Source organism: Spirosoma litoris (assembly GCF_054776755.1).
This window is the reverse complement of the sequence record NZ_BAAHBI010000021.1, coordinates 13,961-38,912: the sequence shown is the minus strand read 5'-3', so window position 1 is coordinate 38,912 and position 24,952 is coordinate 13,961. Positions and strand designations below refer to the sequence as shown.

Genomic DNA, 24,952 nt, shown 5'->3' with positions numbered 1-24,952 from the left:
AAGGATTAAAATATGATTAGTTGACTAAGGCAAGTTTGTAGGCCGTGCCATCAATCTCAATATTGATATATTGGGTAGTTTTTAGCGTCAGACCCGTTGTGGTTGTTGCTCCGCCTATTCTAAACGCCCTAAGGGCCGACATAAAATAATTAATGAAGTAGCCGTAAGTCCTTACGCTGGTTGGTGCGGCAAGGCTCCCCGCCTGGATTTCGCCTTGAACTAACGCATTGCCAACAACGTGTAGCCGTTCCGTTGGCGCTGCTATCCCTATGCCTACGTTTCCGTTTCCTTGGATTCGCATTAATTCCTGGCTCGTCACTGGAGATGTACCCGCGTAGAATACGTGTATGGCTGACGTGGTGTCAACTCGATACTGTAGTTTGCCATCATTTACCCCAAATCCATAAAATTGCTGGTCGTTGCCCGTTTCATCATACAAGGCTATTTTTTTATTGGCGGCAATAGTGGCCAGTCGAAAGGAGTTCGTGATTTTGTCTATAACAACAGGATACACTGCCGTAAGGCTTCCACTTTAAAACTAAATCGGGATCAACCCCTAATTGTGGAATAGCCAGGCCAGTAATGTGGAACTCCATATAAGCCGCCTTATTGTTTGCTGAACTTATAACCTGGAGGCCTCCCTGGCTGCTACTGGTGTCGGCCATATTGGTAGCGGTTCCTATACCTTTGGCAAAAAGTCCCCCATTCGCCCATACAGATCCAGTTCGGTAAATAGCTTCGTTATTGGCTCCGCCTGGCTGGTTGTCAGAGTTTCGGAGCCACGTGGATAGGTTGCCATTGATGGCTGTTTTAACCCAATCAATGAGCTGATAAAGTACATAGCGTACAAAGGAGGCTTTTGCTCTCCGCTGTTGGGTCGGAGTGGCATCTGGAATGTTTGAATCAATGAGCGCCTTTAAAGCGCTGTCGTCTGGTGCTGCCATCGGCTTGTTTATAAGTGGTGATTACGCGTTAAAAGAAATTTCAAAACTTAAGTCAAAATCAACATCGGCAAAGAGGGTGGTGCTGTCGAAGGTTTCCAGAAACCAGGCAGGGTGCCAGCTCCTGGCTTTGGCTGTTACTTGCACATAGTTGAGAGCTCCGATGGTTCGGTTAATTTCCAATCGGAGGCCGTTGCATGGCTCTCCTGCCAGGTAGGCCTGGCCGTTGCGATCCAGCCAAAGGGCCAGCCATCTCCTGGCCTGATTCGTTTCTAGCCAGTCGGTGAGCGCTGGCTGGTTTCGGGGTAGTGCTGCCTCCAGGGTCAGCTCCCAAATGGTGCCAGCTCCCGATGGATCGGCCTGGCTGGTTTCCTGCATGGTACAGCCACCCGCTGGAAATACCAGCTCCGTGAGGGGAGCGCCTGCCACCACATTGAGGGCATTCTTAGAAACGGTTTTTGGAGAGCCCACCACCGGGAGCTCATCGGGCGAAAGGATGGCCAGCACCTGCTCAATGGGTAGGAGCTTGAGCCTGGCCACCTGGCCAGCATTAGGCTGCTGGAGCGTTAAGCCTATTCGGCTCTCTGTTACTTGCATAGCCAAAAGTAGCCACCTACGTAGGCGCTGGAAAGGACTGGATTTTAGGCCACTTTCCAAAACAAAAAGAGCCTCTACGCGCTGTAGGGGCTCTTTTGGGGCCAGTTTAGCCCGGACAGGTTTGCTATCAGTCGGACACTATTGCGCTCAGCCGGACAATGTTGCGCCCAGCCGGACACTTTAGGCGAAAATATTTTTTTCGGCAGCTCTGGTTTGCTTGTCCACTCGCTCCAGATAATCCCGATAAATTTTACGGATGGTTTCAAAATCCACATCCACATCCGGCTCGATTTGGTAACGCTCCAGAAAGCTCCGAATAAATCGGGAGTAGTCTCCTCCACAAAGCCCATGTAAGGCTCGTACTTCAATAATCAGCGAACGTCTAAAGAGCTCATCCAGCGCTTTGGCCAGGATGCTGATTTTTTCGGGTGGCACTTCATGGGTTTTATCCCGGCAACTATACCAGATGGTTAGATTGTTGCCACTTGGCTCTACTCGTTGATAAACGTAAGGGATCGCTACAATCATACTGGAGATTTGTGCGCGAATCAACGAACGCCCACCCACATAGAGGCCACCATCTGGCTCTAGGGTGCCAAATTCAGGATTTAAAAGATACTTTTTTAAGTGCTTGGGTACTGAAACAACTACCTTTTTTCTCACGGAATAAATACTGGTTTTTCATAGTTATAGCGGTTAATGTCAGGAGGTTAAAAATACTAATTAATTAGTGAACATAAAATAATATTTATACAATTTGTAGGCTATCCTTTAAGGAAAAGATCGCATGTAATTATAGTAAAAATAAAAGATCGTCTGCTTTAAATATTTTTAAATGGTATAAAGAAGAGTTTTACGTATGAAGATTAAAAACCACATTATTTTTTTTCTCACAGTCGTTTTATTTTCCTGTAGCTCAGAGGACAATACCCCAAGTTCTTGGGCTGGATTACTTACTCAAGCATGGAAGGTTGATAGACTAGAGCTCATTGGTAGTAATAAAACAGGGGTTATGTATCAGAAAGAAGGGTTCCCATACCCTATTCCAGTAATAGATTATGGGAAATATAAATGGGAGTTCAAAAAAGGTGGAACATTTACATTTATTCCAGATTTTAATGGCACATGGTCATTGAAGAACCAGACACTAAACTTGAAAATAGATAATGGAAAAATATATAATTATTCCATTCAGCAACTTGATGAAACTCATTTAAAAATGACACGCATAGTGCCAGCATCTACACTAGACAAAAATACTATCAGTAACTATAAATTACTGTTTGATGTAGATATATCGAATGGATTTACAGAGTCTTGGCAATTGTATTTGTGATTTTTATAGAGAATATTTTATTGATTAATCTGTGAAATTAAAATGACTCACAACTGTACAGCAATACAGTTGTGAGTCATTTATTTAAAATACGAATTATTTCAATCGACCAAATACGGAAATGGCCCCTATGAGATTATCTAAACGCCCCGCCTGGTTCGTGTTGTAAACGGCGCTGGTGGTGCCGTTCACGGCATCCCGAACCTGGTACACTGCCCCCTCCACGGCATTGATAGAGCCCTTTAAACTGGCCACCTGGCTACCCATTCCGTTTAGCCCCGTTTTGGTGCTAAAGGCCAGGCTTTCCAAACCGTTTTTGGTGGTGGTGGCCAGGTTATCCATTGCCTGCACATTGGATCGGGTGGACACATCCAGGGAGTAGGCCACCGAATTGACCAGTCGGCTCATGGCCTGCTGCTGGCTGGTGTCGGCGGCTTTGATGGCTTCCTGGATCTCACCCAACACTTTGAGCTGCTGTTTGCCCTGCTCCACGGCTTGCGCCTGTGCCTGGTTGGCCTGATCGGCTCCGCCTAATGGCCCTTCGCCATCACTGGAGTAATCGGCCACTCCGCCATCCTCATAGCGTTTCGGTACGTAACCCCCATAGCGGAACATTCTGCCGCTCCAGGCTCCTCCATCCATTACCCCCCCCTCTCGGAATGCTGGCGCTTTAAAATCGGTGACTGGTGAGCTCCGCTTGCCTGGCGTTCTCGCATTGGCAAACATCCGACGGATAAACGGCAGGTTTGCCTGGGTCTGCTCTCGGCTAATAATGGCCTCACCGCCCTCCATTTCGCCCTGTTCCCGCCCTGTGGCTCGATCCACAATGGCCAGCCCTCCAGAACCATAGGTGGAGCCGTGTCGGCCACCGCCTGGAATGAATCCGCCTTTGTCAAAACTTGGCTGTGGCTGGCGTTTAATCATGGCCACCTGGATGCCCGTCATTACGGCAGTAGCAGCCGCAAACACCAGGTTCACCGGCCAGAAACCAGAGGCCAGCGCCTTTAACGTGGCCAGGGCTCCCGTGATTACGGCGCTCGCAATATCGGCATTCTGTTGGGCTTTCCAGGCCTTGAGTTTGGCCGCTGCCTCCACCGCTTTGGCGCGTTTGTCCTCGGCCTCAATGGCGGCCTCCAGATCCTTTTTATTCTGGATTCGGGTAGCCTTCTCCTGCTCCAGCAATTTGAGCTTTTTGGCTTTCTCCTCTTCGGCGGTTTTGACCTTTGCCGCTGCCTCATCTTTGGCCTGCTGGATGAGCTCTTTGGCTCGATCCTTATCCGCCGTTTCCAGCTCTTTGAGCAGCTTAATTTTAGCCTTCGCTTCGTCGGTGGCATCTTTAGTTTTGGCCTCATATTCATCCTTTGAGAGCTGGGTTTTTGTCTCAAAATCCTCTTTGGCCATCTTAATCTCCAGCTCGGCCCTGGCCTTGCTTTCCTCGATCATCTTTTTCCGGGTAGCTGAGTCCAACTCAGTACGCTTGTTGATGCTGGCTATTTCAGCATCACGGGTGGCTTCGGCAGCGTCAATTTTCTGCTGCTTCTCATCCTTCGCATTGTCCACCGCATCATCATGTACCGCTTTGGCGGCTGTCTTTTTCTCGGTGGCCTCCTGGTTGGTTCGGTCGATTTCGGCTTGCAGATCGGCCTTGCTTTCAGCATTACTCATTTGGGAGTAGAGCGTTTCCAGCGTTTTAATCTTGTCGGCCTCGGTCTGCTTAATGGTTTTGATGTTCTCGCTGGCCTGCTCTTTAGTGGTTTTAATGGCCTCGGTGGCCTGATCCACGGCCAGCTTTTCGGTAGATAACTGGTCGTTTAAAATGGCCACTTTCTCATCCCGTTCCCGCTTGGCTTCGGCAATTTCTTTGTCAGCCCGTTGTTGTGCCAGGTTAGCCAGAAACTGTGCCGCTTGTTGAGCCATTTGACCCACGGCGGCATACTTCTCCGTATTTTCCTGGAGTCGTTTCTGCCAAGCCTCTTGTTCTCCCTGGACTATCTTATTGGCATGGTCAACGAACGCAGAGAGATCGCCTTTCAAGAGTGCCCCGAATGCGTTACTGGTTTCCGACCAAATCGCGTTCTTCTTCTCCTTAAGCTCTTTCTCTATTTTCTCAATCTCAGCCGCGTTTCTGGCGCTGGCCAGTTGGCGCTCATTGCGGTAACGCTCCTCAATAGACGTAAGCGCGGTTGCCAGTTGGCCCTGATCGGTGATCTCCCTGGCGGCTTTGGCTTTCTCAGCAGCCTCCTCCGCGTTGAGCTTTTCAATCGTGACATTATACTGGATGTTGAGCCGGTCTTTGTGCACATCGGCAAGTACTTTGGCATTGCCTTTGGCCGTGAGTTCCCGCCAATCCAGTAGCGCATTTTCAGCCAGCCGCTCCTGCTCCAGAATGAACTTTTTAGCCTCTAGTTTGGCCTTTTCTTCCTCCTCGGCTTTTTTACGTTTCTTCTCGGCAAACTCCCCGGCCACCCTGGCCACATCCTCCTCCAGTTTCTTATCCAGAGCCGCAATTTCCAGGTTCTTGGTTTTCTCATCCTGGATGCCCCGCATAATGGCCTCCACCTTTAGATCCCGCTCGGAGCCTAGTTTGGCAAACTCGCGTTGTAGTTCGTCTTTGATGCTGGCTACGTGAGCAGCAGCCTCCAGTTTAGCCAGCTCTTCCAGCGCTTTCTCGCTTTCTTTGAGTGCTTTTTCGTGCTCTTTAAGATCGGCTTTCCGGGCTTTCTCGGCCTCTTTGGCTTGTTTGTCCAGTGCCTTTTTCTGCTCATCGGTCAGGCCTTTACCATGTGCGGCTCCCTGTTTCTTCCCGGCAAACTCAGCCTTTTGTACGTTGGCTGGATCGCTCCAGATGGCCACCACGGCAGCAGCTCCTGCTTTTACGTTGGTTTTTACATCCGTAATGACTTTGGCACCGGCTGCTTTGGTCTGATCCCAGGCCTTGCCTGCTGCCTCAAAGTTTCCAGATAAGAACTCTTTGATGGCTACCCCCATATTTTTCATTACCCCACCAGCGCCTACCGCAAAATCAGCCAGGGTTTTATAGTAGCTCACGGTACCCGTAATCAACGTGGCCAGTACACCCACCAGGTTCCGAATCACCGTAATCCCTACGCCCATGAGCGAAAGCAATCCAGAGAAAACCGGCTTTAGTTTGTCGCCAATTTCCACTTTTAAGCTGTCGAAGTTATCGCCCAAATTGGAGGCCTGCCCCTCCAGGGTTTCCATCATTTTGGCGTTTTGGCCTGCCACCCCGTTCATTTGCCCAAAGGCAATAATGGCCCCCTGTATAGCTTCGGGTGTGTTTTTAACGGTGGTATTGACCCCCTTAAAGCTAAACGTGACCTCATCCCCGGCCTTTTTGGCCGATATACCAAACTCCTTTAATCGCTCGTTCTCGCCAGTCTGTGCATCCAGTGCAGCCTCCACCAACTGATCGAACGTTTTACCCTGACTGGCTGCGAGATCCGTCATGGCCACCATTTCCTTTTGGGAGGGTCGTAAGCCCCGGTTCACCATTTTTACATAACCCTCCGTCAGCTCATCCACGGAGTAGGCTGTTTTGGCTCCCAGCTCCTTAAGCGCTCCCATTGCGGCCTTTGCCTCCTCCTGGCTCCCTAGTGCCGTTTCCAGGACTTTGCCGTACTTCTCAAACTTGGCCGTTGTCTCAAAAATGGATTTACCAATGTCGATAATAAAGCCAATCACCTGGAGGGCCATAAAGGCATTAAAGGCTTTGGCCATCGTGCCCACTCCCGTACTTATTTTATTCCAGAGCGTTGGCTTACCCAGCTCATCACCACCCTCTTTAATCTTGGCAACTTCATCCTTTACGCCCTTAAATTGCTTCTCGGCATCACCTAACCGTTTGGCTGCGGCAATAAATTCGTCGGTGCCAGGCTTGAGGGTTTTAAGGTCTTTATTGAGCTGCTTAATGAGGTTATCTAGCTGGCCATAATTGAGCGTCGTTAGATCGACCTCTTTTTTGAGTGCTGCCGTGGCTTTCTGTACGTCGGCTAATTCGTTCTTGTATTTCTGCCAGTTTTCGGAGCCCTTGCCTCCGTCTTTTTCAATGTCTTTAAGGGTGGTTTTTAGTTCTTTGGCCTTTGAGTTGAGCGTGTCGATACTCTTACCCACATCCCCCTGGTTTAGCTGGAGGGTAAGGCTGGCCACCTCGTTTAAATTTACCATTAGTAGAGTCGGTACGCCGAAGCGGGCTTAAGATTGTGAGAAAACAGCTTTGTAGGCCCGTAGAGCGGTTAGATTGCTGGCCGTGGAGAGATCCCGATACAGATAGGGGAGTACATCCTTTAGGAGCGGATCTGAGTATATGCCCCGGTATTCCCGTTTTATGGAACGGTAGCGCTGCCGGTTAATTTTGATGGCCCAGGCAATGCGCTCCACACTGGCCAGCTCACTGGCAGGCTTCGCTTTGTGAGCCGTTGGGTAGCCTGGTACATAGGCAAATTTTGAGAGTCCTACCTTTTCCACAAAAGCCTCCATTGCTACCAGTGGTGGTGTACGGCTGTAGTTCATCGACCGCAAATCTTTGAGCCGAAACAGGCCAGCCATCTCCAGCCTGGACTCCACAAAAATCCCGGCTTCTTTGGCCGCTGTGGCTCGAAATGAGTTTAACAGTTCGCCGGTTAGCTTAAGCCCTGCCTGCTCTATTCGCTGAATAAAAGCCCGCTCTGCCTGGATCGTGTAGCCGTCTAGTATCTTGGCTGCATCTCGGTTATTGGTGAGCCATTCGGCTCTGGCATCTCCCCGTATGCCGTTGGTTGCTTCCATTGTTTAGCTTTTTTCGGAAAGCTAAAGCGGTAGCTAGGAGGCCAAAAGGACAAGATCGTCTGCGTTCAGGAGTTGTTAACGCGAAAAAAAATAATTAAGAATTTATTCTTTTCGATATTTCGCTAACTTGCTAGAAGACATTATCTCGCAATAGCTTCATCTATGGAACCCACAGAGTACATAATGTCTACTAAAACTCAAATTGAGGGTACCAATAATAATTTATAGTTCTTTGTAAATACCTTTAAAAACATATAAAGACCCAATGGCTTTAGGAAATAAATTGAATAGAATTTTTCTCAGTTTCGCCCACGAAGACAGGTATGCATTTGATAGGTTAATGATACATTTAAACCCTCTTAAAAGAAGAGAGGATATTGAATTTTGGTATGACTACTCAGTATTACCAGGAGACAACTGGAATGATATAATTTCCGACAAGATACGAGAATCGAATATTTTCATTTTATTGATTAGTGCAGATTTTTTAGCTTCAGATTTTATTTATCAACAGTTAGAACTAATACTAACCAATAAAAATAGAGAATATGTAAAAATAATTCCAATACTTATTAGAGATTGTTATTGGAGAGATGTCTTACCTAAATCATATCAAATTTTACCAACAAATGGAACTCCGATCTATAGTAGTCGGCAAAAACTAAGTCCAGATGAGATATTTTACCAAATTTCTCAAATCATAAATTATACCATTGAAGGAAATAGCTCAACATTTAATATCAACAAAAATGATGGAATAGTAAAAGATATAGATTTTTTTGATTTTGGAATTGACAATGTAATAATTGAGAGTAATGGAAGTCTAAATATAGGACATTTGCCTGTTTACGATATCGATGAAGTATTCCCTTTAAATGGAGTACCTAAGATTACGTTTATCGAACCAGGTAACTTTAAAAAAATAGTAGCTTCCATAAGGCATAAAGGAAGAGGTCTCGTTATTGAAGGTCCTTCAGGAATAGGGAAAACAACGGCTATAAAAAAAGCTATAGAAAGATTAAATTTAACGGAAGCTGATTTTCTCTACTTGTCCGCAAGAAACCCTACAGACATTGATAAAATCATGAATCTACCTGAGTGGCATAATAATATTGTTATTTTGGATGACTTCCATAGACTTGATGAATATTCAAAAAGTTACATTTCAAATTATCTCAAATATTTAGCTGATGTTGAAACATCTATTAAAAAATTAATTGTTATAGGAATCCCAAACACGGGAAGGAAACTTATTAGTTTCGGACATGATTTGACTACAAGAATAGATATTTTTGAAATAAGTAAAGTCAATAATGAAAAGATTAATGAACTGATCGAAAAAGGCGAGAAAGCCCTAAATATTAAATTTGAAAAAAAGAGCGACTTGATTGTATTATCGAATGGAAGTTTGAGTATTGCACAATTCATTTGTTATCATTCAGTTATTGACGACAATATCAATAATACTGTCCCTGTTACAAAAATAGTAAAAGGCAATATTGGCGATATAATAGCGGAAGTCAGGAGAGTAATGAGTAGGAAATTTGATAATTTTATTTTTTATTTTTCACAACTGGGTGGACCAAGAGATAGGACTTGTGTCAAACTTTTGAAAGAAATTGCTATTTCAGAAAATGGCTCAATTAATTTAGAAAGAATTGCGCATATTAAACCTGAACTTGAGAGTAGTATTAATAAGTTAATAGCAAACAAACACATTGAGAATCTATTAGAAAAAGAAGTAGATTGCAATAATTACTTATTCTACGATAGGGTAACTAAAGATTTGGTCATTGATGATCCACAATTATTATTTTATTTAAACAACACTCCAGATGAGATGATAGCTAAAATGGCAGGAAAGAAAATACCAAAGAATCGGGAACGAGTATTCATTAGTTATAGTCATAAAGATTCGACAGTACTTGAGAGGATATTAGTACATTTAAAACCCTTGTTTCGCGATGGGCTTATTGATATTTGGTCTGATAAGAGAATAAAGCCTGGAGATAAATGGAATGACGAAATTGAAACCTCACTGGAACAAACTAAAGTTGCTATATTATTAGTAAGTGCCGACTTTATAGCATCTGATTATATTGTCAATAATGAACTTCCGCAATTACTTAAGGCAAGTTCAGATTTAGGCGCATCTATTTTACCCGTATTTATAAAGCCAGCTAATTTAAACAAATTCGACTACATTACTCAATATCAAGGCTTCAATTCACCATCAGATACAATTAGCGGTATGATAGAAAATGACCAAGAAAAACTCTTTGTGGAGCTTTCACAAAGAGTTGAGGAATTATATCAAAATATAATTCCTCAATAGTTTAAAATTTCACTTAAAGCCCCTAACCTCAAACCCTCACCAGCAACACTTGCGCTGGCTGCTTTATCGGCAGTGTCACCTGAATCCTGGCAACCAAGTAATCCACTCCATTGATGTGCACTTTCTGGCTCCAGTCTAGTGTGGCCAGATCCACCTCATCCAGATCCATCTGCCGCTCCAGGTAGTACATCCGTTTTCGCATGGCCTCCACGGCTGGCCAGAATCTAGCAGCCAGGCCATCGGCTCCAGTCCAGTACAGGGAGTAACCACCTGATTTAGCCGTGGCCACTGGAGTACCTGCTGTGAGTCCATTCCAGAATAAAAGTCGTGGACTAAAATTACTGGCGAGCTGGCTAAACTGTGCCGTTCGGCCTAATTGTTTGGTAATGGCTAGGCCTGTGGTGGATGGTCCGGCGCTCCGGTCGGTTAGCAGGGTGGATAGTTGGCAGCTTATTGGCGTGGTTCCCGTTTCTCCATCCAGTGCGGGTGTTAGGTAATCGGCCAGCTCTGGCGGGTTGTCTTTAGCCAGGCCATCACCACCATCTACCACACTGGAGAGCAAGAGCCTCCGGTTTAACTCTGGCCGTTTTTTGTAGGTCTTTACGGCCTTTTCGCTCCAGTCTTTGCTGGCCGTGTTGCCTAAAAAGTCGCCTAAAAAATCCAGCTTAATGGATTTTTCTGCTGGATCTATCAGCATGGCCAGGCCAAACATCTTGCGGAGCTCCAGCAATAGCACCGGCATGGTGAGCGCTGGCAGGTGCTGGCTCAAAATGAGTGTCGAACTGCCATCTAATGCCCTGGTATTGTAGAAAAGCAGCTTTTGCAGCTCCGTATGAGTTAGAAAAGAGCCCGAAATAGTAACTCCGGTTAACTCAAAAAAGCGCTTTACGACTTCTATTAAAAACGGCATTGGCACCTTTGGCCCCGCTGCTGTGTAGGCTCCAGCGGTGTACTCATTCACTTTGCCAGAGTAGGAAATGGATGCCCCATTAGATCCGTAATAATCTGGATTGAGAATAGTAGGGAAAGCGGCCACGTTTCGGCCAAACTGCTGCACCACCGGCAGCAGCGTAGCCGGTAGGGCAATACTGCCGAAATCCACCTCGGAGAGTGGGGTGGTGTGCAGATCACCAAACAGCTCACCCAATGCCTGCACTACCTGGAATGTGTAACTATCGGAGGCCTCCGTTAGGATGGCCACGCCTTGCTGGAGGAGCTGGCCATTATAGTACTTCTCACACTCGTAGCGGAGCCCTACGGCATCGTTTTGGAGCTGCTCTGGAAAGCCTAAAATGATCCGGTTTTTGCCCGTAATCGGCAGCGCGGGTATGGTGGCTTTGCTGGACAGAACATCCTCAAATGTCAGGTACGGATTGAGTAGCTCCAGCTCTGTGCTCATGTTGGGAGCCAGATCCATCTCCTCGCCGTTGATTCGTATTTGCAGGCTCATGGCTAGAGTTGGGTGGCTTTAAAGTATAACTTATCCATTGAGGCCAGCGTGAGTAAAGCGGATAGGCCTAAGTACGCGTAACCGTCTGAGTTCATGGCTACGTTCGCATTATAGCGAAGCGTGCCGTTTTGGTAGATTTTGACGTTAACGGAACTAGTGGCCGTACCATAGACGATAAACCGCCAATCGGCTGGATAAACGGGAAAGTTTAAATCATTGGAATAGCGTTGATAAACATAGGGTCGGCTTTGCCCTTGCAGATCCCAGGTGTTACCAATCTTTAAGGAGGAGCCGCCTGCCTCGTACCATTCCACCTCAAAGCGATTAGCGTCATTAACCCGATAATGCCACTGGCCTGCGGGTACGGCCAGCGTGTAGAGCTCTGGAGCCACCGTACAGGAGCCGTACTGGTCGGCATAGGCTTGGGTGTTCTTGCTGGTGTATTCGGCCTCCGCTCTGGCATCGGCCTCCGCCTGGCTAATTTCAGAGCCGTACTTTCCAGCAGCAATCACCACCATAGCAGCCTCCCCAATATCGCCCCCTGTGCAGGTTGTGCGTTTAAAGGTGGTGGCTCTGGAGATGGCCTGGCTCGGATAGGGCGTAGAGCCAGCCGTAATGCCTGGTAGTGGCAAACTGGCAATATAATCCGGGTCACCTGGCTGGTTCGGCTTTTCGGTCAATGGCTTAAAAATCGTATTATCATCCAGGTAATATTTCTGGAATTTGAGCGGCCTGCCGTTGCCGGTTCGCTTGCCAAACTCATCCAGTACCTGGACAACGCCAATACTTTTCCAACCTACGGGCCTGGCTGGTGAAGGGCTGGCCACCGGCAGGCTGGAGTAATTCAGAATTGGCGCGGCCACCTGAAAGGTAAAGCTCCTGGCCACCAGATCCGCTCCATCTTCGGCATCCACCAGAGTAGTGGTTAAGAGCTCCAGCGCTTGATGGCCTTTTTTACTCAATAGGTAGATGTTTTGAGAAAGCAATAACTCATCCAGGCACTTAAGCTGCTGCTCTGCAAATCGCTCAAAAAAGCCCGTACTCACCGAAAGGGTTTGTTTGCCCTCCACGTGCACCACCTTGAGCTCTGAGAAGTCGGAAGGAGCACCGGCAGGCCGTTCCATTGCGGCCATCGTTCGCAGGGTTTCCAGGGTTTCAGAGCCTGCCCCGGTTAGTCGGAGCGTATCCCACCCACCTAAACTATTTGAGTACAAAATCCAGCGCTCTTGCCCTCTGTACTTTCTATCCAGGATGTAGCTCCTTATCTCGCTCAATCGGTTGCGCTCGCCATCGGTGAGCCATACCCGATAGCTGGCCACGGTTTTGGCTCCGCCCAATAAACCTAACGCTTTGGCTCCTGTGGGAACACAAACCACCTGGTAGGTTTGCCCTCCAGCCAACAGGCCTTTATCCAGGGTTTCCTCGCTGCCATCGGTGTAGGTAATCTCCACCCGTCGCCGGATGGTGGCAGGAGTAGGCGAAAAATTGAGCAGGTAAAACAAGTACTCTGGCTGCTGCTCCCCGATTACTTTGTTATCCAGTTGCCAGGTCAAAAATGGCCGCTGTTGGCTCATGTAGGTGGTAAAAAATACCTCCCCCCAGGTGGCAAAATCCAGATCAGAGAGCCCTGCTTTTAGTACCCATTGGTTTTGCAGCTCTTTGGATGAGCCAGCCAGGAGTGCCCCGTTATTTAGGATGGATTCGCGCAACATATAGGGCATGGTCAGGCTGGAAATAATACACATATCGACCGTTTCCGCTGCTGGCTTTTGGTACTCCAGGAATCCATCCAGGAGCTCATCCAATCGAAAGAAAGCGCCCTCGTACACCGTTGAGCCAAATTCTGTGCGTGGTGGCTTTTCGGCTCCTGGCATTTTTACCAATCGCTTAAAGGTGGTGGAGCCTGGAGAAGTAGGCACCAAAGCCTCCAGGAAGTAACGGAGGCCAGCCCTAGAGACTAGACTGGTATCGGCAGCGTCCAGCACGTGCTCAATTTTATTTCTGGAGAATTGCACCGGCAGGAATACCAGGCCTGTTTTTAACGGATCTATCATAAAAATGCCTCACTTTCTTGCGAAGGTGAGGCATTGATACTGGAAGTAAAAGGACAAAAAATACAATACTGAAAATTACATTTTCAAATTTTTCTGTATTTCAATATTTTTCTGCTCAATTTGAACTAATAAAATTTGGATAGCTTGTGGAATGTTAGGTCCAAAAATATATGAAATTCTTTTTGTTCTCATAGCATAAAATCCGCCATTTGAAAATTGTTTTAAATCATAATAATAGCCACAAAGGAAAAATGATAATTTTGCCATTTCAATAAAAGCAAAAGCTATTTCTCTACTTGGATCTCGCATTTGAAAATGTATCATTAAATCTTCGAAGTAATAATTAACTTTATTTATATCGAATAAATAATGTCGAATTATAATTTCAATGAATTTACATTTCTCTAACTCAATATTCATCGGCTGATATTGGGGTGGGGTTGCTTTTATTCTACTGTAAATCGTTTTTATCTTTTCCTCAAAAAAAGAAATATTTTCAGTGCCAAGATCAATCCAAACCTGCAAAGTTGTATTTAGTATTCTTGGGTCAGTAAATTGACATGATAATTCGTACAATCTTTCTAATAAGTAATAAGGATAAAGTTCTTTCTCAATATTAATGCATGATTTTAAAATATGACCAATTGCGGATGCCTCAAGTTGAAAAACTAATTCGTCAGATACTAAATTTCTTTTATACCATTTTTCTGCTTCACTTGGATCTATTTCCTTTCCTGAACTCAATAGCTGGGTAAATCTTTCGATTTCTTCTATTGAATCTCTATTGACAATGCAAGAGAAAATACCTTTACTTTGGTATTCATCGCTTATCTTACGCATAATTCCATGATAGTACAATTGTCTTTCTAGGTTATTAGAGTAATGATAAATCATTAATAGAGTTGCATCTTGATAAACCCTATTAGGATTATCAATAAAAACAGCCTTGGCAGGTGCTTTTTTCTCATCTTCATATAAATTTTCAGTATGCTTCCAAAGTGCTTCAAGCTCTATTGGGTGCTTAAAATAAACACCCCTCATTAAAGTTAAAATAAGTTGACCATTTAGTCCACGATTATTTGTATGGAAGGCTAAACGATCCTTTAAGAACTCAGATACTTTTTTATGGCAAGGAAAATCCTGTAATATACGCCCAGTAAAATTTAAATAATAATAAGAGTTTAATCGATTAGTAATTTCTATAATACTATCGAGTCTATCTTTATCCTTATAAATAAACCTACCATCACTTTCAACGTTCTTTAAAACAAAATATTCGCCTAAAAGATCCGGAAGCAATGGTGAAAGTAATATAGGTGGATAATCGTCTATAATTGTAGGCTTATAAGGGTTAGGATCTTTAATTAAATAGTTTTTATTAGGTTGAAAGTGATTATCAGATGATACCATTTGATTAATATCAATATTGCCTGCCAAAGAATTGTATAATTCTAGATCTAAAGTATTTTTAGCTGGCAGCCAGCTTATATTTAAAGAAAATATTTCATCTAATTGTAAATGGTTTAGTCCATGACATATTGTTGCCAGTATCAGCAAATTTTTATGTTGATAAAAGATATTTTCTTCATAAATAGCGTATTTATTAGTAACAATACCATATTCGTAATCGAGTTGGAAATCTAATAATTCAAATTGATTCCAATCTCTAATGTGTTTACCATTTGCAAGGGCAATTCCGATAAACATAGAAAATAATGGACGTTTGAACGGGTCAATTGAAATCTGAATATCTTTTAAATTTTCATTTTTCAGGCCAATCTTTGAAATTTTATCTCCAGATATTTGTTTAACTATTTCAATAAGATAATCATCGGACAGTCCTCCAATACTTAAAGGTTCCTCATTATATAGACTTCTACTACAGTCAAAATCCCCCTTTAACTTCTTCCACCACTCATCGTTAATTTCACGTTCAATTAAGAGTACTTTTATGTTAACCTGTTTTTTGTAATTCACTAATATTCCAATAAATTCACTAACCAATCTATAGTCATTGGCAGCAAAATCAATGACAAAGAAATGAGGGATTTCTGGAGACCAACTATTCCAATTTATTGTTCTGATTTGTTGAAAAGAAAGAAACCCAGCTTTGACACCTAATAGCTCTAGCCGAATACAAAACTCTAGTGCTAAACGGCTTTTGCCAACTCCACCACGCCCAGTTATTACCCACCAACTAAAATTACTTTCATGATAATAGAAATCATTTAAATTTTGAATTTCTGCATCTCTCCCAAGAAACAAAGTATTACGAAGCCGATAGTTAAAGTAATGCATCGACTTCTTTTCGCTCTCAACATTTTTAGTTAGTTGGGGATTGATTGATGTATTTAAAACTATTTGATTTATGTTAGATCCTAAATTGTTAATAGATTCATTAATCTTAAAAATTGTTTCTTTATAATATTCTTCTACATATAGCTTCCGTAGCTCAGTATCTGACTTTATATTGACAATAAATAACTCATAGAACAAATCTAATTGCTTTTGATCTGGCTGAATGATATTTTCATTATCAGTAAATGCATCAACTTTTAACAAATTTTCCTTGCTAGTATAAATTTCTTTTTCAATAATTTCTGAAAAAATAATTTCTGATGATGTAAAAGGGAAGAGTTTAGTCTTCAATTCTGGCATCATTAAATCAAACTCATCCGCAGTTTTCTGAATAACTACTCTAAGCCTTTCTTGAAACTTTTGTTTTGGCAGGATCTTTTCAATCCCAAAATCTAAAGCTTTATCAAAAATCTTTTCACCTACTTTTATAGCAATATAGGTGAACGCAGTTGCCATATATTGATCCATCTAATAATTGTACAGCTACTTTGTAGTAATCTTTGAAGATTGTAAAATCAAATGATTTACTTTTGGTAAAGGTTCATAACGCTAAAACCCAAACCAGATAGAAACGCACTTTTTTAACTGTTTGCATAGATGATACTGTTCGCCATTAACCCAACTCGCATACGAACTTCATAACCACATGATGCCTCTAAGGTAATCATTGTAATCGGCTCCATAAATACCTTTGTGGATGGATCGACTAGGCAAGTAATGCCGTGGTTTGCTCGGATGGCTAGGGAGATGGCCAGGCCTATTCGTTCGGCCTCATCAAAGGCAGCATCTTCCAGATCCTCCTGGCCCATTTCGCCCCGGCAAATTACGTAATAGGTGGAGTCGAACCAGGCTAGCACATTATCCGCTCCATTATCCTCCAGCGCGTATTTAGGCCGTAAGGCAAACACTGCCGGGTAAATATCCTCGGATGTGCTCCTGGCCAGGAGTCGATCCATTTTATCGCCACCTGATTGATGCACTGTGTTAACGCCCTCAACGCTGGCCGCTATCGGCTCAAAAAACTCATAAAATAGCTTGGTGCAGCTCATTAATTTTCCTCCCGTTTATTTCGTTCGTTAGCTGCCTTAATGTCCTTTTTGTTCTCCTCCAGGAATAAAAGTACATCGTGCAAATTGGCCTCTTTGGCTTGTTGCATGGTGCCAAAAATCCCTTTTTCGGCCAGAATGTGCTGGTTTTTGAGCCACCCCTGGCCAGGGTATTCCTCTGGATCTCCGCCCTCGCCATCAAACAGCTCGTACCTGGCCAGCACTTTATGCATGTTCCCCGCAAAATAGAGGAGCACCAACTGCTTTTGGCTCAACTCCAGACCGGAGAGCTTCTTGGCCATTTCCCTGGCCATAAACTCATTGTAGGGCTCCCGTTTGTCGCCGTTCCAATTGGGCTCCAGCCAATACTCGCCCGTTCGCTCTGGTCGGCAGATGGTGGCCACTAACAGATCTAAGTGAGTGTCTCCGGGTACAAGTTGTTTGATCCACACTAAAAAATGAATGTAGGCATCTGACAACTCGCCAAAGCTCATGGTTAGAAAATCCTCCTCCGGCAGTAGTAGACTCCACTCCTTATACTGGAGCAAAGGAAAGGGTTTCTCTGTGGTGAGCTCCTTACTCATCCACCGTACTTGGTGGATGAGTTCGTGGAGTACAATGGCATTGGCTTCTTTCACTTTTTTGCGGATACCTGGCCCGAAATGTTTACGCATTAACGCCCTCCATTGCTTTCCACCCATATCCAGCAGGATCTGGAGTAGGTGGTGGAATTTTTCGGGTGTGTCGGGCGTAAAGTACACCAGTTGGAGAAGTCTTGGCAGGTGCTCCGGTTTAACCTCTTTCCAGTTTTCGGGTAGTGTTTTAGCCTGGCCGTTAAAGTTGATCTCTTGCATATTTTAATGAGTGAAAGAGCGAATGAGTGATTGAGTGAATGAATGGCGAGAACTTAGTTTATTGAAGGTATTCGCTCAATCACTCTTTCACTCATTCGCTCATTGTCCACGTAAATAGGGTGTAATCCAGTTGGCAATCAGTTTTATCTCCGACTTTTTGCGCCGATTCCGGTAGCAGCCGCCAACGGTGCCACGGCCTCCAGTGGTATTGAATCCGATTAGGTAAACCTCCTCTTCGTCCATATCCCACTCCTCCACGGCAAGCCCTTCGATGTGTGAAGCGTACAAACTAACGGCATCCATTCGGCGGGGTTTGATGCCCTTTCGTTGGTTGCCTCGTTGGTTTCGTCGGTAGATGATTTTTTTCGGATCGGCAAAGTAACTGGCCACCATACCCACCGCCCGAACTGGCAGCTTTACCCCGTTGATTCGATGAGCGAAATAAAAGCCGCTGGCACAATACAGGGAGCGTTCAGGCAGGCCATTAGACAGATTAATTTTGCTGATCCATTCGGCATCGTTGTGATCGGTGAGCTCCTTAAGGCCTAAAAACGTGGCCGCTGAGTCGTAGATGGCCTGCCGTAATTTCGTTTCATCCAGGGTAATGGGTTTGGCTGGGTAGGTGGCCAGCACGATAGCCTTTTTAGGCTGCTTCTTTAGGGTTTGACTCCATGCGTTAACGCCGAGTGTAACACAAACAAGGCAATAAAGGAAAGCGTTATTAAACATCGCTGATAGGGGGTTAAATCCTCAAAAAACTCGGTGAAAAAATCCTTACGGGAACGTATAAACGGCAGCATGTAAAAGGCCACAAAAGGCACTATAATCAATAGTTTGAGCAATCCCACCGGCAGATCCCAAAACTCCACCCATTTCTCAAAAAAGAACTTTTGGATAGATGTTTCGTCGTAAGCGCTCATCTGCTGCTCAATTGGCAGTACCTTATTTGCCTCTTTGATATGCTCTCCGGTACTGTTGAAATAGTGATTGGCAACCCAGATGGCCAGCAGTAACAGCGAGATCTGTACGATGGCACCTAGACGGTGTTTCAGCAGGGAGGCCACGGCTTTAACGGCTTTACTTTCCTGCTGCTGTTCTTCGGGCTCCTCCACGGCCAGGCCTAACTCTCTGGCCAGTTGGTTGGCTTGTTTATCGGCATCCAGCGCCCACTGCACATACATCCGTTTGTTCCCCTCATCCTCCTCTTTGGCGGCTGTTAATCGGAATCCAGCAGCATCCTCCCGTAAATGGTTGTATTCTTCCAGTTTTCGGACCTGCTCTTGTTCTGCCGCCTGTTGCATCTTTAGCTCCAGCTCATTCTCCTGCTCCTGGAGCGCTTCTTTTTGGGCTTGGAGCTGTTGCGCCAGTTCTTCCAGGGAGAGCACGGGAGCCAGTGGCTCATCCTTGTTCAACGTTCGTATTATGCCACCTACTTGGTTGCCGGGTAATTGGTTTTGTGTGTTCATGGTTTATAAAATAACTAAGGACTCGTTGGTAAAATCGTCGGTTTGTTGGGTGCCCACTTTGGCCAGTTGGGCCTGGTAAAAGGCGGGAAATAGGCTGGCCGTGGCTGTGGCCTGGAGGTATTCGGTGAGATCGGCCAGGAACTGCTGACCATCCTGGTAGAGCTGCCGTTTTTGGGTGCCTGTTTTGTTATCGCTCGGAGCCACCTGCTCCAGTGTGCCATCCTTCGAGCGGCTTTCTGTGATGCCGGTACTATCCAGGGTAAGGGGTAAATAGGGGTAGGCTTCAAAGAGTGCCATATGTGCCACCGCTGGCCGAATGAAGTCCAGCAGCATCTGCTCCTCTACGCTCCAGGTGGCTGCTGGATCTCGCCACTTTACTTTAAGGGCTACATAATCGGCATCGGTCAGGATTGGCCGAATGTAGTTTTGTTCCGCTCTACGGATGTAGGTCAGGAGCTGCTCAAAGAGTCGGTTTTTGCGGCCCAATGTGGGTACTTGTTCGGATAACTCCCCGGCAGAGCGGATAAACACCTGCTGGCGTTTGGCGTAGGCCGTGGAGCTCGTCCAGGCCGCTGGTTTAATGGATTCCATTGCCGTCCAGAAGTTCTCCAGAGCCAGATCCAACATGGCCAGGTTTGCCTCCTTTGAGTCCACGTATTCCCATTTAGAAATGGCCACCGCGTTCTGGCCGTTGACCTTTTGCAGCCCTAATTCCCCGGCCTTAAATTTCATGTGGGGAAATGCCAGCTCGTAACATTTCCAGCTCATGCAGGAATGAGCCAAATACAGCAGGTCGGCGGCATCACTGCCAGCGGCTGGAGTCGTAATTTCCTGGAGGTAGTCCATGAGCGACTTGCCCACCAGCTCGGTAAACCAACGCTCGGCAAAGTTGGCAAACGGCTCCAGGGTTTTAAAGTTGATGGAGGCCTGGATGCCGCCCAATTGGCTCTTAATGATCTCAGCGGTTAGCATTATGCAGAATGATTAACTACGGCCTGTTTGCCGGTTGGATTCTTGTCCAGGGTGGTAAGTTGTACCTCCTTGAATACGGGAATGATATTGGTGTAATTCATGGCTCGGAGTGCCATCTGGATTGGCTCCAGCAAAATCTGCCGCTGTACGGGTGTTCTAAAATGCTGCTGATAATCGGCCACGGTTCTTACCTGGCTCCCAGAGTCGCCACTTTTTGAGCCTGGCGTAACGCCACCCAGAACCGGCAGGATGCCCACGGCATTCGTGATGGAAACCCCGGCCATTTCCCAAACCTTCGCATAGGCATCGTCGGACATTTCGTTTTTCAGTGGTTGCACATCAATGCTTTCCAGTGCTTTGCCATCGTCGGCCCGTAGGTATCTCACTAGGAGCGACTTATTGACGTTATCCACGCCGGAGAGCCACTGTTTGAGATTTTCGCCAAAGGTTGCCCACTTCTGCCGGATCTTATCGGGTGGCAGATCCTTGCCCCCTTCCTGGTCGAAATAGTCTTTCGGCATCCGAATGAGGTACTTAATGTTATACCCATTCTTGAGCCCCGACTTATGGAAAAGCGGTATGAGGTTGGCTACTTCGATCCAATCGCGGGAACACCACCAGGAGGGAAATGCATAGAATGGATTGCCACTAATGTGCTCTCTGGAGTGAAAAAGACTTACTATGTTCCGCGTTGGATCTTTCCGGTTATACGCCGGTAGCGAGTCACTTTTGCCTACCAACCCCCGGCCCTCGCCAAAGTATGGATTTTGCAGGTAGTTGACCACTTTCCCATTTTTAGGCAGGCCTATCCGGGTGGTAAAACTGTCTGAAATGGAAAGCATTGGAGTCCCATCCACGGTAAACTCATAGCGGGTAAAATGATTGGCATTTGTTACCCGCTCATTGATGGCTGCAATGATGTAATTCGTTAGCTCCGTTTCATACACCCAATCCTCCAGCTTGGCATCCGTAAAGGGCTCTAGCCGCATGGTTTTGCCTTCAAAAATCCGCTCAAAAAAGCCGATGCCAGAGCCGTAAATCATATCTCTGGTGGCCTCCAGGAGTGGCCTGATCTGGTTGTTATTCTGCACCAGTTTGGCCATCTGGTTGGGCTGATTGTCCGCATCTCCCCAGGGTATCCAGTCCCGCCCTCCGCTTTGGGAAAGCATCGACCGGGAGCCATACACCTGATCCCGGCCATCGACTAGCTGGAGCAAAGAGCCGTTTTTTTCGCTCGGTATCAATACCGCATTATCACTAATCCACTCCATAGCATTTAATACGTGTGCACCACTCGCTGGCCGTTGTACTCCAGAATCAGATCAATGCAGATCTCGAATGGCTGCGGTGCCCCGCCGGGATTGTTGTTATCCAGGTTCTCCAGTAGGAGCACGTGGTTTAAATTGATGTTGCCCCGGTAGCCTTGAGCCCCTGGCAGGTTTTTGGAGCACTTTCTGACTCTGGCCTTATAGCCTACCGTACTATCTTTTTTGGTGTACTTGAGCGAGAAAATATGGCTTTTTCCACCCTCCAGGGTATCCTGGTGGATTTCGGCAAACATGGCCCTACGGGTGATCGTTTTGGGATTACTTGCCATTTAACGCAATGCGTTTAACGGCCACGGCCACCGACACATTTACCCGATAATTGCGGCCATCCATGAGGGTAATAAAACTCTCATCGGCTGGCCTGGTAACGCTTTGCTCTACGTCCATGACGAACTCCGGGTTAATGTGGATCTCTCGTACTGGCCCGTCTGAATTAGTGATAAATTTGACTAGTTGCATCTGTGTTGTTTGCTTAACTCTTGGCCAAAGTTGCACCGGCCAGGCAGCTCCAGAAAGGACGGTTTAGCTAGGGTAAAATGCCCTTTATTTTGCTTGCTATGTAGAGCACCACGGCCACCCGCATGGCCCAAACTTCCAGCCTTGCCTGGTTAGTCTTAAGTGCCTGCTCCCCGGTTTGCTGTTTGCTGGTGGCCAGCTCTCCAGCCAGCTTGCCATTTTGCACTTTGTAAGCGGCCAGCTCACCGGCCTGCTGTTGTAAGGTGGTTTGCTGCTGCTGGATCTGGCTCACATAAACCACCTCTCGCTTGATGGCCCAATCTCCTTTGACTAAATCAGCCTCAATTTTTTTAGCGTTCTGGATGAAATCCACGGCCACCACCAGGCTATCAGTGGCCTTTGTACCTTTTGTTGATTGAGCGCATAGCCTCCAGCTCTGAATGAGCAGCAGCAGAGTCCAGAGCAGCCTTTTCCCGTAATCGGTTGTTTTCATGTTGGAGCGAGTTAATTTGTGTTTCCTTGAGGTTGATTACCTTGCTCCATTTGATGGAGTCTAAAACGGTTTGAGCGCTGGCCTTTTCCTGGAGTAAAATGGTACGCTCATCCTGGCAGGCCTTGAGCTCTCCCTGGCCAGTGAGCTGACTAATAAGCCAGGTTACAACAATGGAGAGCAGGATGGCCGCAACCTCCCAGGCAAAGCGTTTGTAATTGCCTTTGATAAATTCCCAGATAGCTTTTAGAATGTTCATAGTCCAAAGCTGGCATCGGATCTGGCCAGCCAAAAGGACAGGTTCGGCTACCGCATAAAAAAGCCACGGCTGGCTGGCCGTGGCTTTTTCAAACAACGAAAAAGGAAGTTATTTTATACTAATCACACTTTGCTTAAATCTGAAGCGGTTCCTATTATTGCTCGAAGATTGGTAATAATAACCCCCTCTCCTGTAGTTGTAAATAGGATTGATAGATATTAAAAATAAAAAGAAGGCTTTTGATAGAAATTAACAATTAAACAGTTTATTATTAAATGTTTACAAAGTATTTACTGGTAGCGCTCGTAATTTTTATAGCTTTTGGTTGTAAAAAATCTCCTGATCTTGATCCTAATTCTATCCGATTAACTAAGGTCGAATATTTTTATGGCTTTGGCGTAGATTTATCTTCTATCTACCAAGCTATCAGTTCATTGAATCCAACTTATCACGAAGATTATTATTACGATTCACAAGGTCGTCCAATTGAAAAGCGAGTAGTATATGGAGATAGTATTTCCCATTCGTATAAGGCGGAATATGATGCTAATGGGCATATAAATAAAATTACCCTTAACTACATAAAGGATGATTTTAAAACGTCTAATGCTGTATTCACCTATTCATGGGCGAGTGACTCAATAATAGCTATTGTAAATCAGGCTGATGGATTAAAGCTAAATTTCTTGTTTGAGCTAAATGAAAATCGCTTACCTATTCGTAAAGTTTTACGTAGAACGGGTTATACCCCAGATCCAGAAGCTGACTTTAGAATTACATATGATGCTAATAGTAATATAACAATGGAAATGCCTGGAATGCAAGAGTATAGGTATGATCTGTCTAAGTTCAATCCTTATGCTTGTTCATATGAGTTGCGCTTATTTACTGTCTTTACCTATCCATTCAATACCATATACTCGACTGGTACTACTCCTCTCTCAAATAATTGGGTTTCAAAGAGAATATATAATCAGACTGAGCATGACCCCTATGAACAAATTCTTGAGTCAAATTCGATTGGTTATGTAACAATAACACGAGATCCAACCAAACTAAGGCGATATAGTTACAATTAATATTTAATCTGTTGATTTTCTAGCCTTATCTGCTCCAGCATATCTATTAAATCAATCTGGGTGCCTTTTTGAATACTGCCAGATAGCTCCGTCAGACGTTTGCCGGTTCCTCTTACCGCCTTCTCCCTAATAGCATTCTCAATAAACGCCACTGGATTTTCCAGCTTTGAGAGTATTTGAATTACATCCGCGGCCAACTTTGAGTGAATCTTTTTGCCTTCTTTTGCTTTCCGGCCAGAGTTGGCTGGCCTTACTTTTTTGGAGCCATCTTTATTGTATCCTTTTGGCATAATGGTAAAGTTTAAGCCTGGCTAGCTCTGGCCAGGCTGGTAGTTAAAGTAGTGGCTCTAATGATTCGGTTAAACTGTCGATCTCTTTAGCGACTCCGTATAAAATAAAGATCTCATCCACATCCTCGCTTTTATCTCGGGTCTGGATTACCTCCTTTCCAAATGCTTTTAATTCGTCGGTTATCTGTTGTACTCGTTCGCGTGTAATCATTGTTGTATGGTTCGTGCCTGGCCATCAACAAATGGCCAGGCTGGTGGTTTATTCTATTCCGGCTCTTACTTTTTCTTTCTCTCCAAGCTCCAGAACTAGCTGGATTTTATCCTTTTTATAACGCTCATTTAGATTCTGGACAATGTGCCACATGACCAACTCAAAGGCATCTGTGTGGCTAATGAAAGGCGCTTTTCGTATCAGACAACTGGCCACATAAAGCAGGTGGTAAGGCTTTGGCAGGATTCCCTTTTGCGCTCGGTCTACTACGTTTTTGCAGATCCGTGGAATGTTAATCTCTTGGCCTTTAAACTCACATTTGCCGCGTAGCGCCGTTATCATACTATCCTCGGCTGGCTCCAGCGCTTTGAGTCCTGGAGATCTGAAATACCACTTTTCTTCATCGGGGAATGTATTTACGTATTGCTCTAAAGTGATTGTGATGGTTTCCATTGTTTTGGTCGGGTTATCGGCGGATTTTAGTAGAAACTTTACCTCCGAATTGTGGGAGAATGTCAGGCCCGTAGGTGTCGTTTGGTTTATCCAGGATCTCTCCAGAGATCTGGTTTAGCCGTTTGCAGTGGCTACAGTCGCAGTTCCTTTTACTGTTTAATGGCAGATTGAAACGGATTAATAAACTGTCCT

Annotated in this window: 25 protein-coding genes; 3 read left to right on the top strand and 22 right to left on the bottom strand. The window is 45.2% G+C overall.

The window, feature by feature from the left end:
- Window positions 1–16: 16 nt before the first annotated feature.
- The 4 genes from ACYVGR_RS14740 to ACYVGR_RS14725 form a co-directional block, all read right to left on the bottom strand.
- A complete protein-coding gene (locus ACYVGR_RS14740; protein WP_460957903.1) occupies window positions 17–514 on the bottom strand; it encodes a hypothetical protein in 498 nt (165 codons plus the stop codon).
- Window positions 450–944, bottom strand: coding sequence for a hypothetical protein (locus ACYVGR_RS14735; protein WP_460957901.1), 495 nt, complete (start codon window positions 942–944; stop codon window positions 450–452). The genes ACYVGR_RS14740 and ACYVGR_RS14735 overlap by 65 nt, the downstream gene beginning before the upstream one ends.
- Window positions 945–965: 21 nt before the next feature.
- A complete protein-coding gene (locus tag ACYVGR_RS14730) occupies window positions 966–1,538 on the bottom strand; it encodes a hypothetical protein (protein ID WP_460957899.1) in 573 nt (190 codons plus the stop codon).
- A 180-nt stretch (window positions 1,539–1,718) separates the two neighbouring features.
- Window positions 1,719–2,201 carry a hypothetical protein gene (locus ACYVGR_RS14725; protein ID WP_460957897.1) on the bottom strand — a complete coding sequence of 161 codons (483 nt, stop codon included), beginning with the start codon at window positions 2,199–2,201 and terminating at the stop codon, window positions 1,719–1,721.
- A gap of 196 nt (window positions 2,202–2,397) precedes the next feature.
- Between ACYVGR_RS14725 and ACYVGR_RS14720 the strand changes: the two genes are divergently transcribed.
- Window positions 2,398–2,874 carry a lipocalin-like domain-containing protein gene (locus tag ACYVGR_RS14720; RefSeq protein WP_460957895.1) on the top strand — a complete coding sequence of 159 codons (477 nt, stop codon included), beginning with the start codon at window positions 2,398–2,400 and terminating at the stop codon, window positions 2,872–2,874.
- Window positions 2,875–2,970: 96 nt separating this feature from the next.
- Here the strand turns inward: ACYVGR_RS14720 and ACYVGR_RS14715 are convergent, their stop codons facing one another.
- Both ACYVGR_RS14715 and ACYVGR_RS14710 read right to left on the bottom strand, forming a co-directional pair.
- Window positions 2,971–7,059, bottom strand: a complete 4,089-nt coding sequence (locus tag ACYVGR_RS14715; protein ID WP_460957893.1) for a hypothetical protein — start codon at window positions 7,057–7,059, stop codon at window positions 2,971–2,973.
- 27 nt (window positions 7,060–7,086) lie between these two features.
- On the bottom strand, window positions 7,087–7,659 hold the full coding sequence (locus ACYVGR_RS14710; protein ID WP_460957891.1) for a hypothetical protein: 573 nt from the start codon (window positions 7,657–7,659) through the stop codon (window positions 7,087–7,089).
- Between the two features lie 265 nt (window positions 7,660–7,924).
- On the opposite strand from ACYVGR_RS14710, the gene ACYVGR_RS14705 reads away from it, so the two are divergent.
- The gene (locus tag ACYVGR_RS14705) at window positions 7,925–9,994 is read left to right on the top strand and encodes a TIR domain-containing protein (RefSeq protein WP_460957889.1); all 2,070 of its coding nucleotides are present in this window, start codon (window positions 7,925–7,927) and stop codon (window positions 9,992–9,994) included.
- A gap of 28 nt (window positions 9,995–10,022) precedes the next feature.
- On the opposite strand, the gene ACYVGR_RS14700 is transcribed toward ACYVGR_RS14705, so the two are convergent.
- The 13 genes from ACYVGR_RS14700 to ACYVGR_RS14640 form a co-directional block, all read right to left on the bottom strand.
- Complete coding sequence (locus ACYVGR_RS14700) at window positions 10,023–11,444, bottom strand: hypothetical protein (protein WP_460957887.1); 1,422 nt, start codon at window positions 11,442–11,444, stop codon at window positions 10,023–10,025.
- 2 nt (window positions 11,445–11,446) lie between these two features.
- A complete protein-coding gene (locus ACYVGR_RS14695; protein WP_460957886.1) occupies window positions 11,447–13,498 on the bottom strand; it encodes a DUF5977 domain-containing protein in 2,052 nt (683 codons plus the stop codon).
- A gap of 75 nt (window positions 13,499–13,573) precedes the next feature.
- A complete protein-coding gene (locus tag ACYVGR_RS14690) occupies window positions 13,574–16,312 on the bottom strand; it encodes a hypothetical protein (protein WP_460957884.1) in 2,739 nt (912 codons plus the stop codon).
- Between the two features lie 125 nt (window positions 16,313–16,437).
- Window positions 16,438–16,905, bottom strand: a complete 468-nt coding sequence (locus tag ACYVGR_RS14685) for a hypothetical protein (protein ID WP_460957882.1) — start codon at window positions 16,903–16,905, stop codon at window positions 16,438–16,440.
- A complete protein-coding gene (locus ACYVGR_RS14680) occupies window positions 16,905–17,756 on the bottom strand; it encodes a hypothetical protein (RefSeq protein ID WP_460957880.1) in 852 nt (283 codons plus the stop codon). The genes ACYVGR_RS14685 and ACYVGR_RS14680 overlap by 1 nt, the downstream gene beginning before the upstream one ends.
- A 99-nt stretch (window positions 17,757–17,855) precedes the next feature.
- On the bottom strand, window positions 17,856–18,389 hold the full coding sequence (locus ACYVGR_RS14675) for a hypothetical protein (RefSeq protein ID WP_460957878.1): 534 nt from the start codon (window positions 18,387–18,389) through the stop codon (window positions 17,856–17,858).
- A 23-nt stretch (window positions 18,390–18,412) separates the two neighbouring features.
- A complete protein-coding gene (locus tag ACYVGR_RS14670; protein ID WP_460957876.1) occupies window positions 18,413–19,222 on the bottom strand; it encodes a hypothetical protein in 810 nt (269 codons plus the stop codon).
- Between the two features lie 3 nt (window positions 19,223–19,225).
- Entirely contained in the window at window positions 19,226–20,194 is a 969-nt protein-coding gene (locus ACYVGR_RS14665; protein ID WP_460957874.1) for a DUF6712 family protein, read from the bottom strand.
- Window positions 20,194–21,465: a hypothetical protein gene (locus ACYVGR_RS14660; RefSeq protein ID WP_460957872.1), complete on the bottom strand. Its 1,272-nt coding sequence runs from the start codon at window positions 21,463–21,465 to the stop codon at window positions 20,194–20,196. The genes ACYVGR_RS14665 and ACYVGR_RS14660 overlap by 1 nt, the downstream gene beginning before the upstream one ends.
- Window positions 21,466–21,470: 5 nt before the next feature.
- Complete coding sequence (locus ACYVGR_RS14655; protein ID WP_460957870.1) at window positions 21,471–21,791, bottom strand: hypothetical protein; 321 nt, start codon at window positions 21,789–21,791, stop codon at window positions 21,471–21,473.
- A complete protein-coding gene (locus ACYVGR_RS14650) occupies window positions 21,781–21,981 on the bottom strand; it encodes a hypothetical protein (protein WP_460957868.1) in 201 nt (66 codons plus the stop codon). Before ACYVGR_RS14650 ends, ACYVGR_RS14655 begins: the two co-directional genes overlap by 11 nt.
- A 67-nt stretch (window positions 21,982–22,048) precedes the next feature.
- Window positions 22,049–22,351 (bottom strand): hypothetical protein, encoded by a 303-nt coding sequence (locus ACYVGR_RS14645; protein WP_460957866.1) that lies wholly within the window; start codon window positions 22,349–22,351, stop codon window positions 22,049–22,051.
- A gap of 16 nt (window positions 22,352–22,367) precedes the next feature.
- The gene (locus ACYVGR_RS14640) at window positions 22,368–22,727 is read right to left on the bottom strand and encodes a hypothetical protein (protein WP_460957865.1); all 360 of its coding nucleotides are present in this window, start codon (window positions 22,725–22,727) and stop codon (window positions 22,368–22,370) included.
- 275 nt (window positions 22,728–23,002) lie between these two features.
- Here ACYVGR_RS14640 and ACYVGR_RS14635 point away from each other — a divergent pair, with 275 nt between their 5' ends.
- Window positions 23,003–23,806, top strand: a complete 804-nt coding sequence (locus ACYVGR_RS14635) for a hypothetical protein (protein WP_460957863.1) — start codon at window positions 23,003–23,005, stop codon at window positions 23,804–23,806.
- On the opposite strand, the gene ACYVGR_RS14630 is transcribed toward ACYVGR_RS14635, so the two are convergent.
- From ACYVGR_RS14630 to ACYVGR_RS14620, 3 genes are read right to left on the bottom strand one after another with little or no spacing between them, the layout of a single operon-like run.
- A complete protein-coding gene (locus ACYVGR_RS14630; RefSeq protein WP_460957861.1) occupies window positions 23,803–24,096 on the bottom strand; it encodes a hypothetical protein in 294 nt (97 codons plus the stop codon). The two genes, ACYVGR_RS14635 and ACYVGR_RS14630, sit on opposite strands and share 4 nt — an antisense overlap.
- Window positions 24,097–24,139: 43 nt before the next feature.
- Window positions 24,140–24,307, bottom strand: a complete 168-nt coding sequence (locus ACYVGR_RS14625; protein ID WP_460957859.1) for a hypothetical protein — start codon at window positions 24,305–24,307, stop codon at window positions 24,140–24,142.
- A 48-nt stretch (window positions 24,308–24,355) separates the two neighbouring features.
- Window positions 24,356–24,760: a hypothetical protein gene (locus ACYVGR_RS14620; protein ID WP_460957857.1), complete on the bottom strand. Its 405-nt coding sequence runs from the start codon at window positions 24,758–24,760 to the stop codon at window positions 24,356–24,358.
- Window positions 24,761–24,952 lie beyond the last annotated feature (192 nt).

What these genes read in the sequence shown, in the direction of transcription:
- ACYVGR_RS14735 (WP_460957901.1), bottom strand. Translation starts at nt 944, where the DNA reads ATGGCAGCACCAGACGACAGCGCTTTAAAGGCGCTCATTGATTCAAAC.
- ACYVGR_RS14730 (WP_460957899.1), bottom strand. Translation starts at nt 1,538, where the DNA reads ATGCAAGTAACAGAGAGCCGAATAGGCTTAACGCTCCAGCAGCCTAAT.
- ACYVGR_RS14720 (WP_460957895.1), top strand. Translation starts at nt 2,398, where the DNA reads ATGAAGATTAAAAACCACATTATTTTTTTTCTCACAGTCGTTTTATTT.
- ACYVGR_RS14715 (WP_460957893.1), bottom strand. Translation starts at nt 7,059, where the DNA reads ATGGTAAATTTAAACGAGGTGGCCAGCCTTACCCTCCAGCTAAACCAG.
- ACYVGR_RS14710 (WP_460957891.1), bottom strand. Translation starts at nt 7,659, where the DNA reads ATGGAAGCAACCAACGGCATACGGGGAGATGCCAGAGCCGAATGGCTC.
- ACYVGR_RS14705 (WP_460957889.1), top strand. Translation starts at nt 7,925, where the DNA reads ATGGCTTTAGGAAATAAATTGAATAGAATTTTTCTCAGTTTCGCCCAC.
- ACYVGR_RS14700 (WP_460957887.1), bottom strand. Translation starts at nt 11,444, where the DNA reads ATGAGCCTGCAAATACGAATCAACGGCGAGGAGATGGATCTGGCTCCC.
- ACYVGR_RS14695 (WP_460957886.1), bottom strand. Translation starts at nt 13,498, where the DNA reads ATGATAGATCCGTTAAAAACAGGCCTGGTATTCCTGCCGGTGCAATTC.
- ACYVGR_RS14690 (WP_460957884.1), bottom strand. Translation starts at nt 16,312, where the DNA reads ATGGCAACTGCGTTCACCTATATTGCTATAAAAGTAGGTGAAAAGATT.
- ACYVGR_RS14685 (WP_460957882.1), bottom strand. Translation starts at nt 16,905, where the DNA reads ATGAGCTGCACCAAGCTATTTTATGAGTTTTTTGAGCCGATAGCGGCC.
- ACYVGR_RS14680 (WP_460957880.1), bottom strand. Translation starts at nt 17,756, where the DNA reads ATGCAAGAGATCAACTTTAACGGCCAGGCTAAAACACTACCCGAAAAC.
- ACYVGR_RS14670 (WP_460957876.1), bottom strand. Translation starts at nt 19,222, where the DNA reads ATGAACACACAAAACCAATTACCCGGCAACCAAGTAGGTGGCATAATA.
- ACYVGR_RS14665 (WP_460957874.1), bottom strand. Translation starts at nt 20,194, where the DNA reads ATGCTAACCGCTGAGATCATTAAGAGCCAATTGGGCGGCATCCAGGCC.
- ACYVGR_RS14660 (WP_460957872.1), bottom strand. Translation starts at nt 21,465, where the DNA reads ATGGAGTGGATTAGTGATAATGCGGTATTGATACCGAGCGAAAAAAAC.
- ACYVGR_RS14655 (WP_460957870.1), bottom strand. Translation starts at nt 21,791, where the DNA reads ATGGCAAGTAATCCCAAAACGATCACCCGTAGGGCCATGTTTGCCGAA.
- ACYVGR_RS14650 (WP_460957868.1), bottom strand. Translation starts at nt 21,981, where the DNA reads ATGCAACTAGTCAAATTTATCACTAATTCAGACGGGCCAGTACGAGAG.
- ACYVGR_RS14640 (WP_460957865.1), bottom strand. Translation starts at nt 22,727, where the DNA reads ATGAACATTCTAAAAGCTATCTGGGAATTTATCAAAGGCAATTACAAA.
- ACYVGR_RS14635 (WP_460957863.1), top strand. Translation starts at nt 23,003, where the DNA reads ATGTTTACAAAGTATTTACTGGTAGCGCTCGTAATTTTTATAGCTTTT.
- ACYVGR_RS14630 (WP_460957861.1), bottom strand. Translation starts at nt 24,096, where the DNA reads ATGCCAAAAGGATACAATAAAGATGGCTCCAAAAAAGTAAGGCCAGCC.
- ACYVGR_RS14625 (WP_460957859.1), bottom strand. Translation starts at nt 24,307, where the DNA reads ATGATTACACGCGAACGAGTACAACAGATAACCGACGAATTAAAAGCA.
- ACYVGR_RS14620 (WP_460957857.1), bottom strand. Translation starts at nt 24,760, where the DNA reads ATGGAAACCATCACAATCACTTTAGAGCAATACGTAAATACATTCCCC.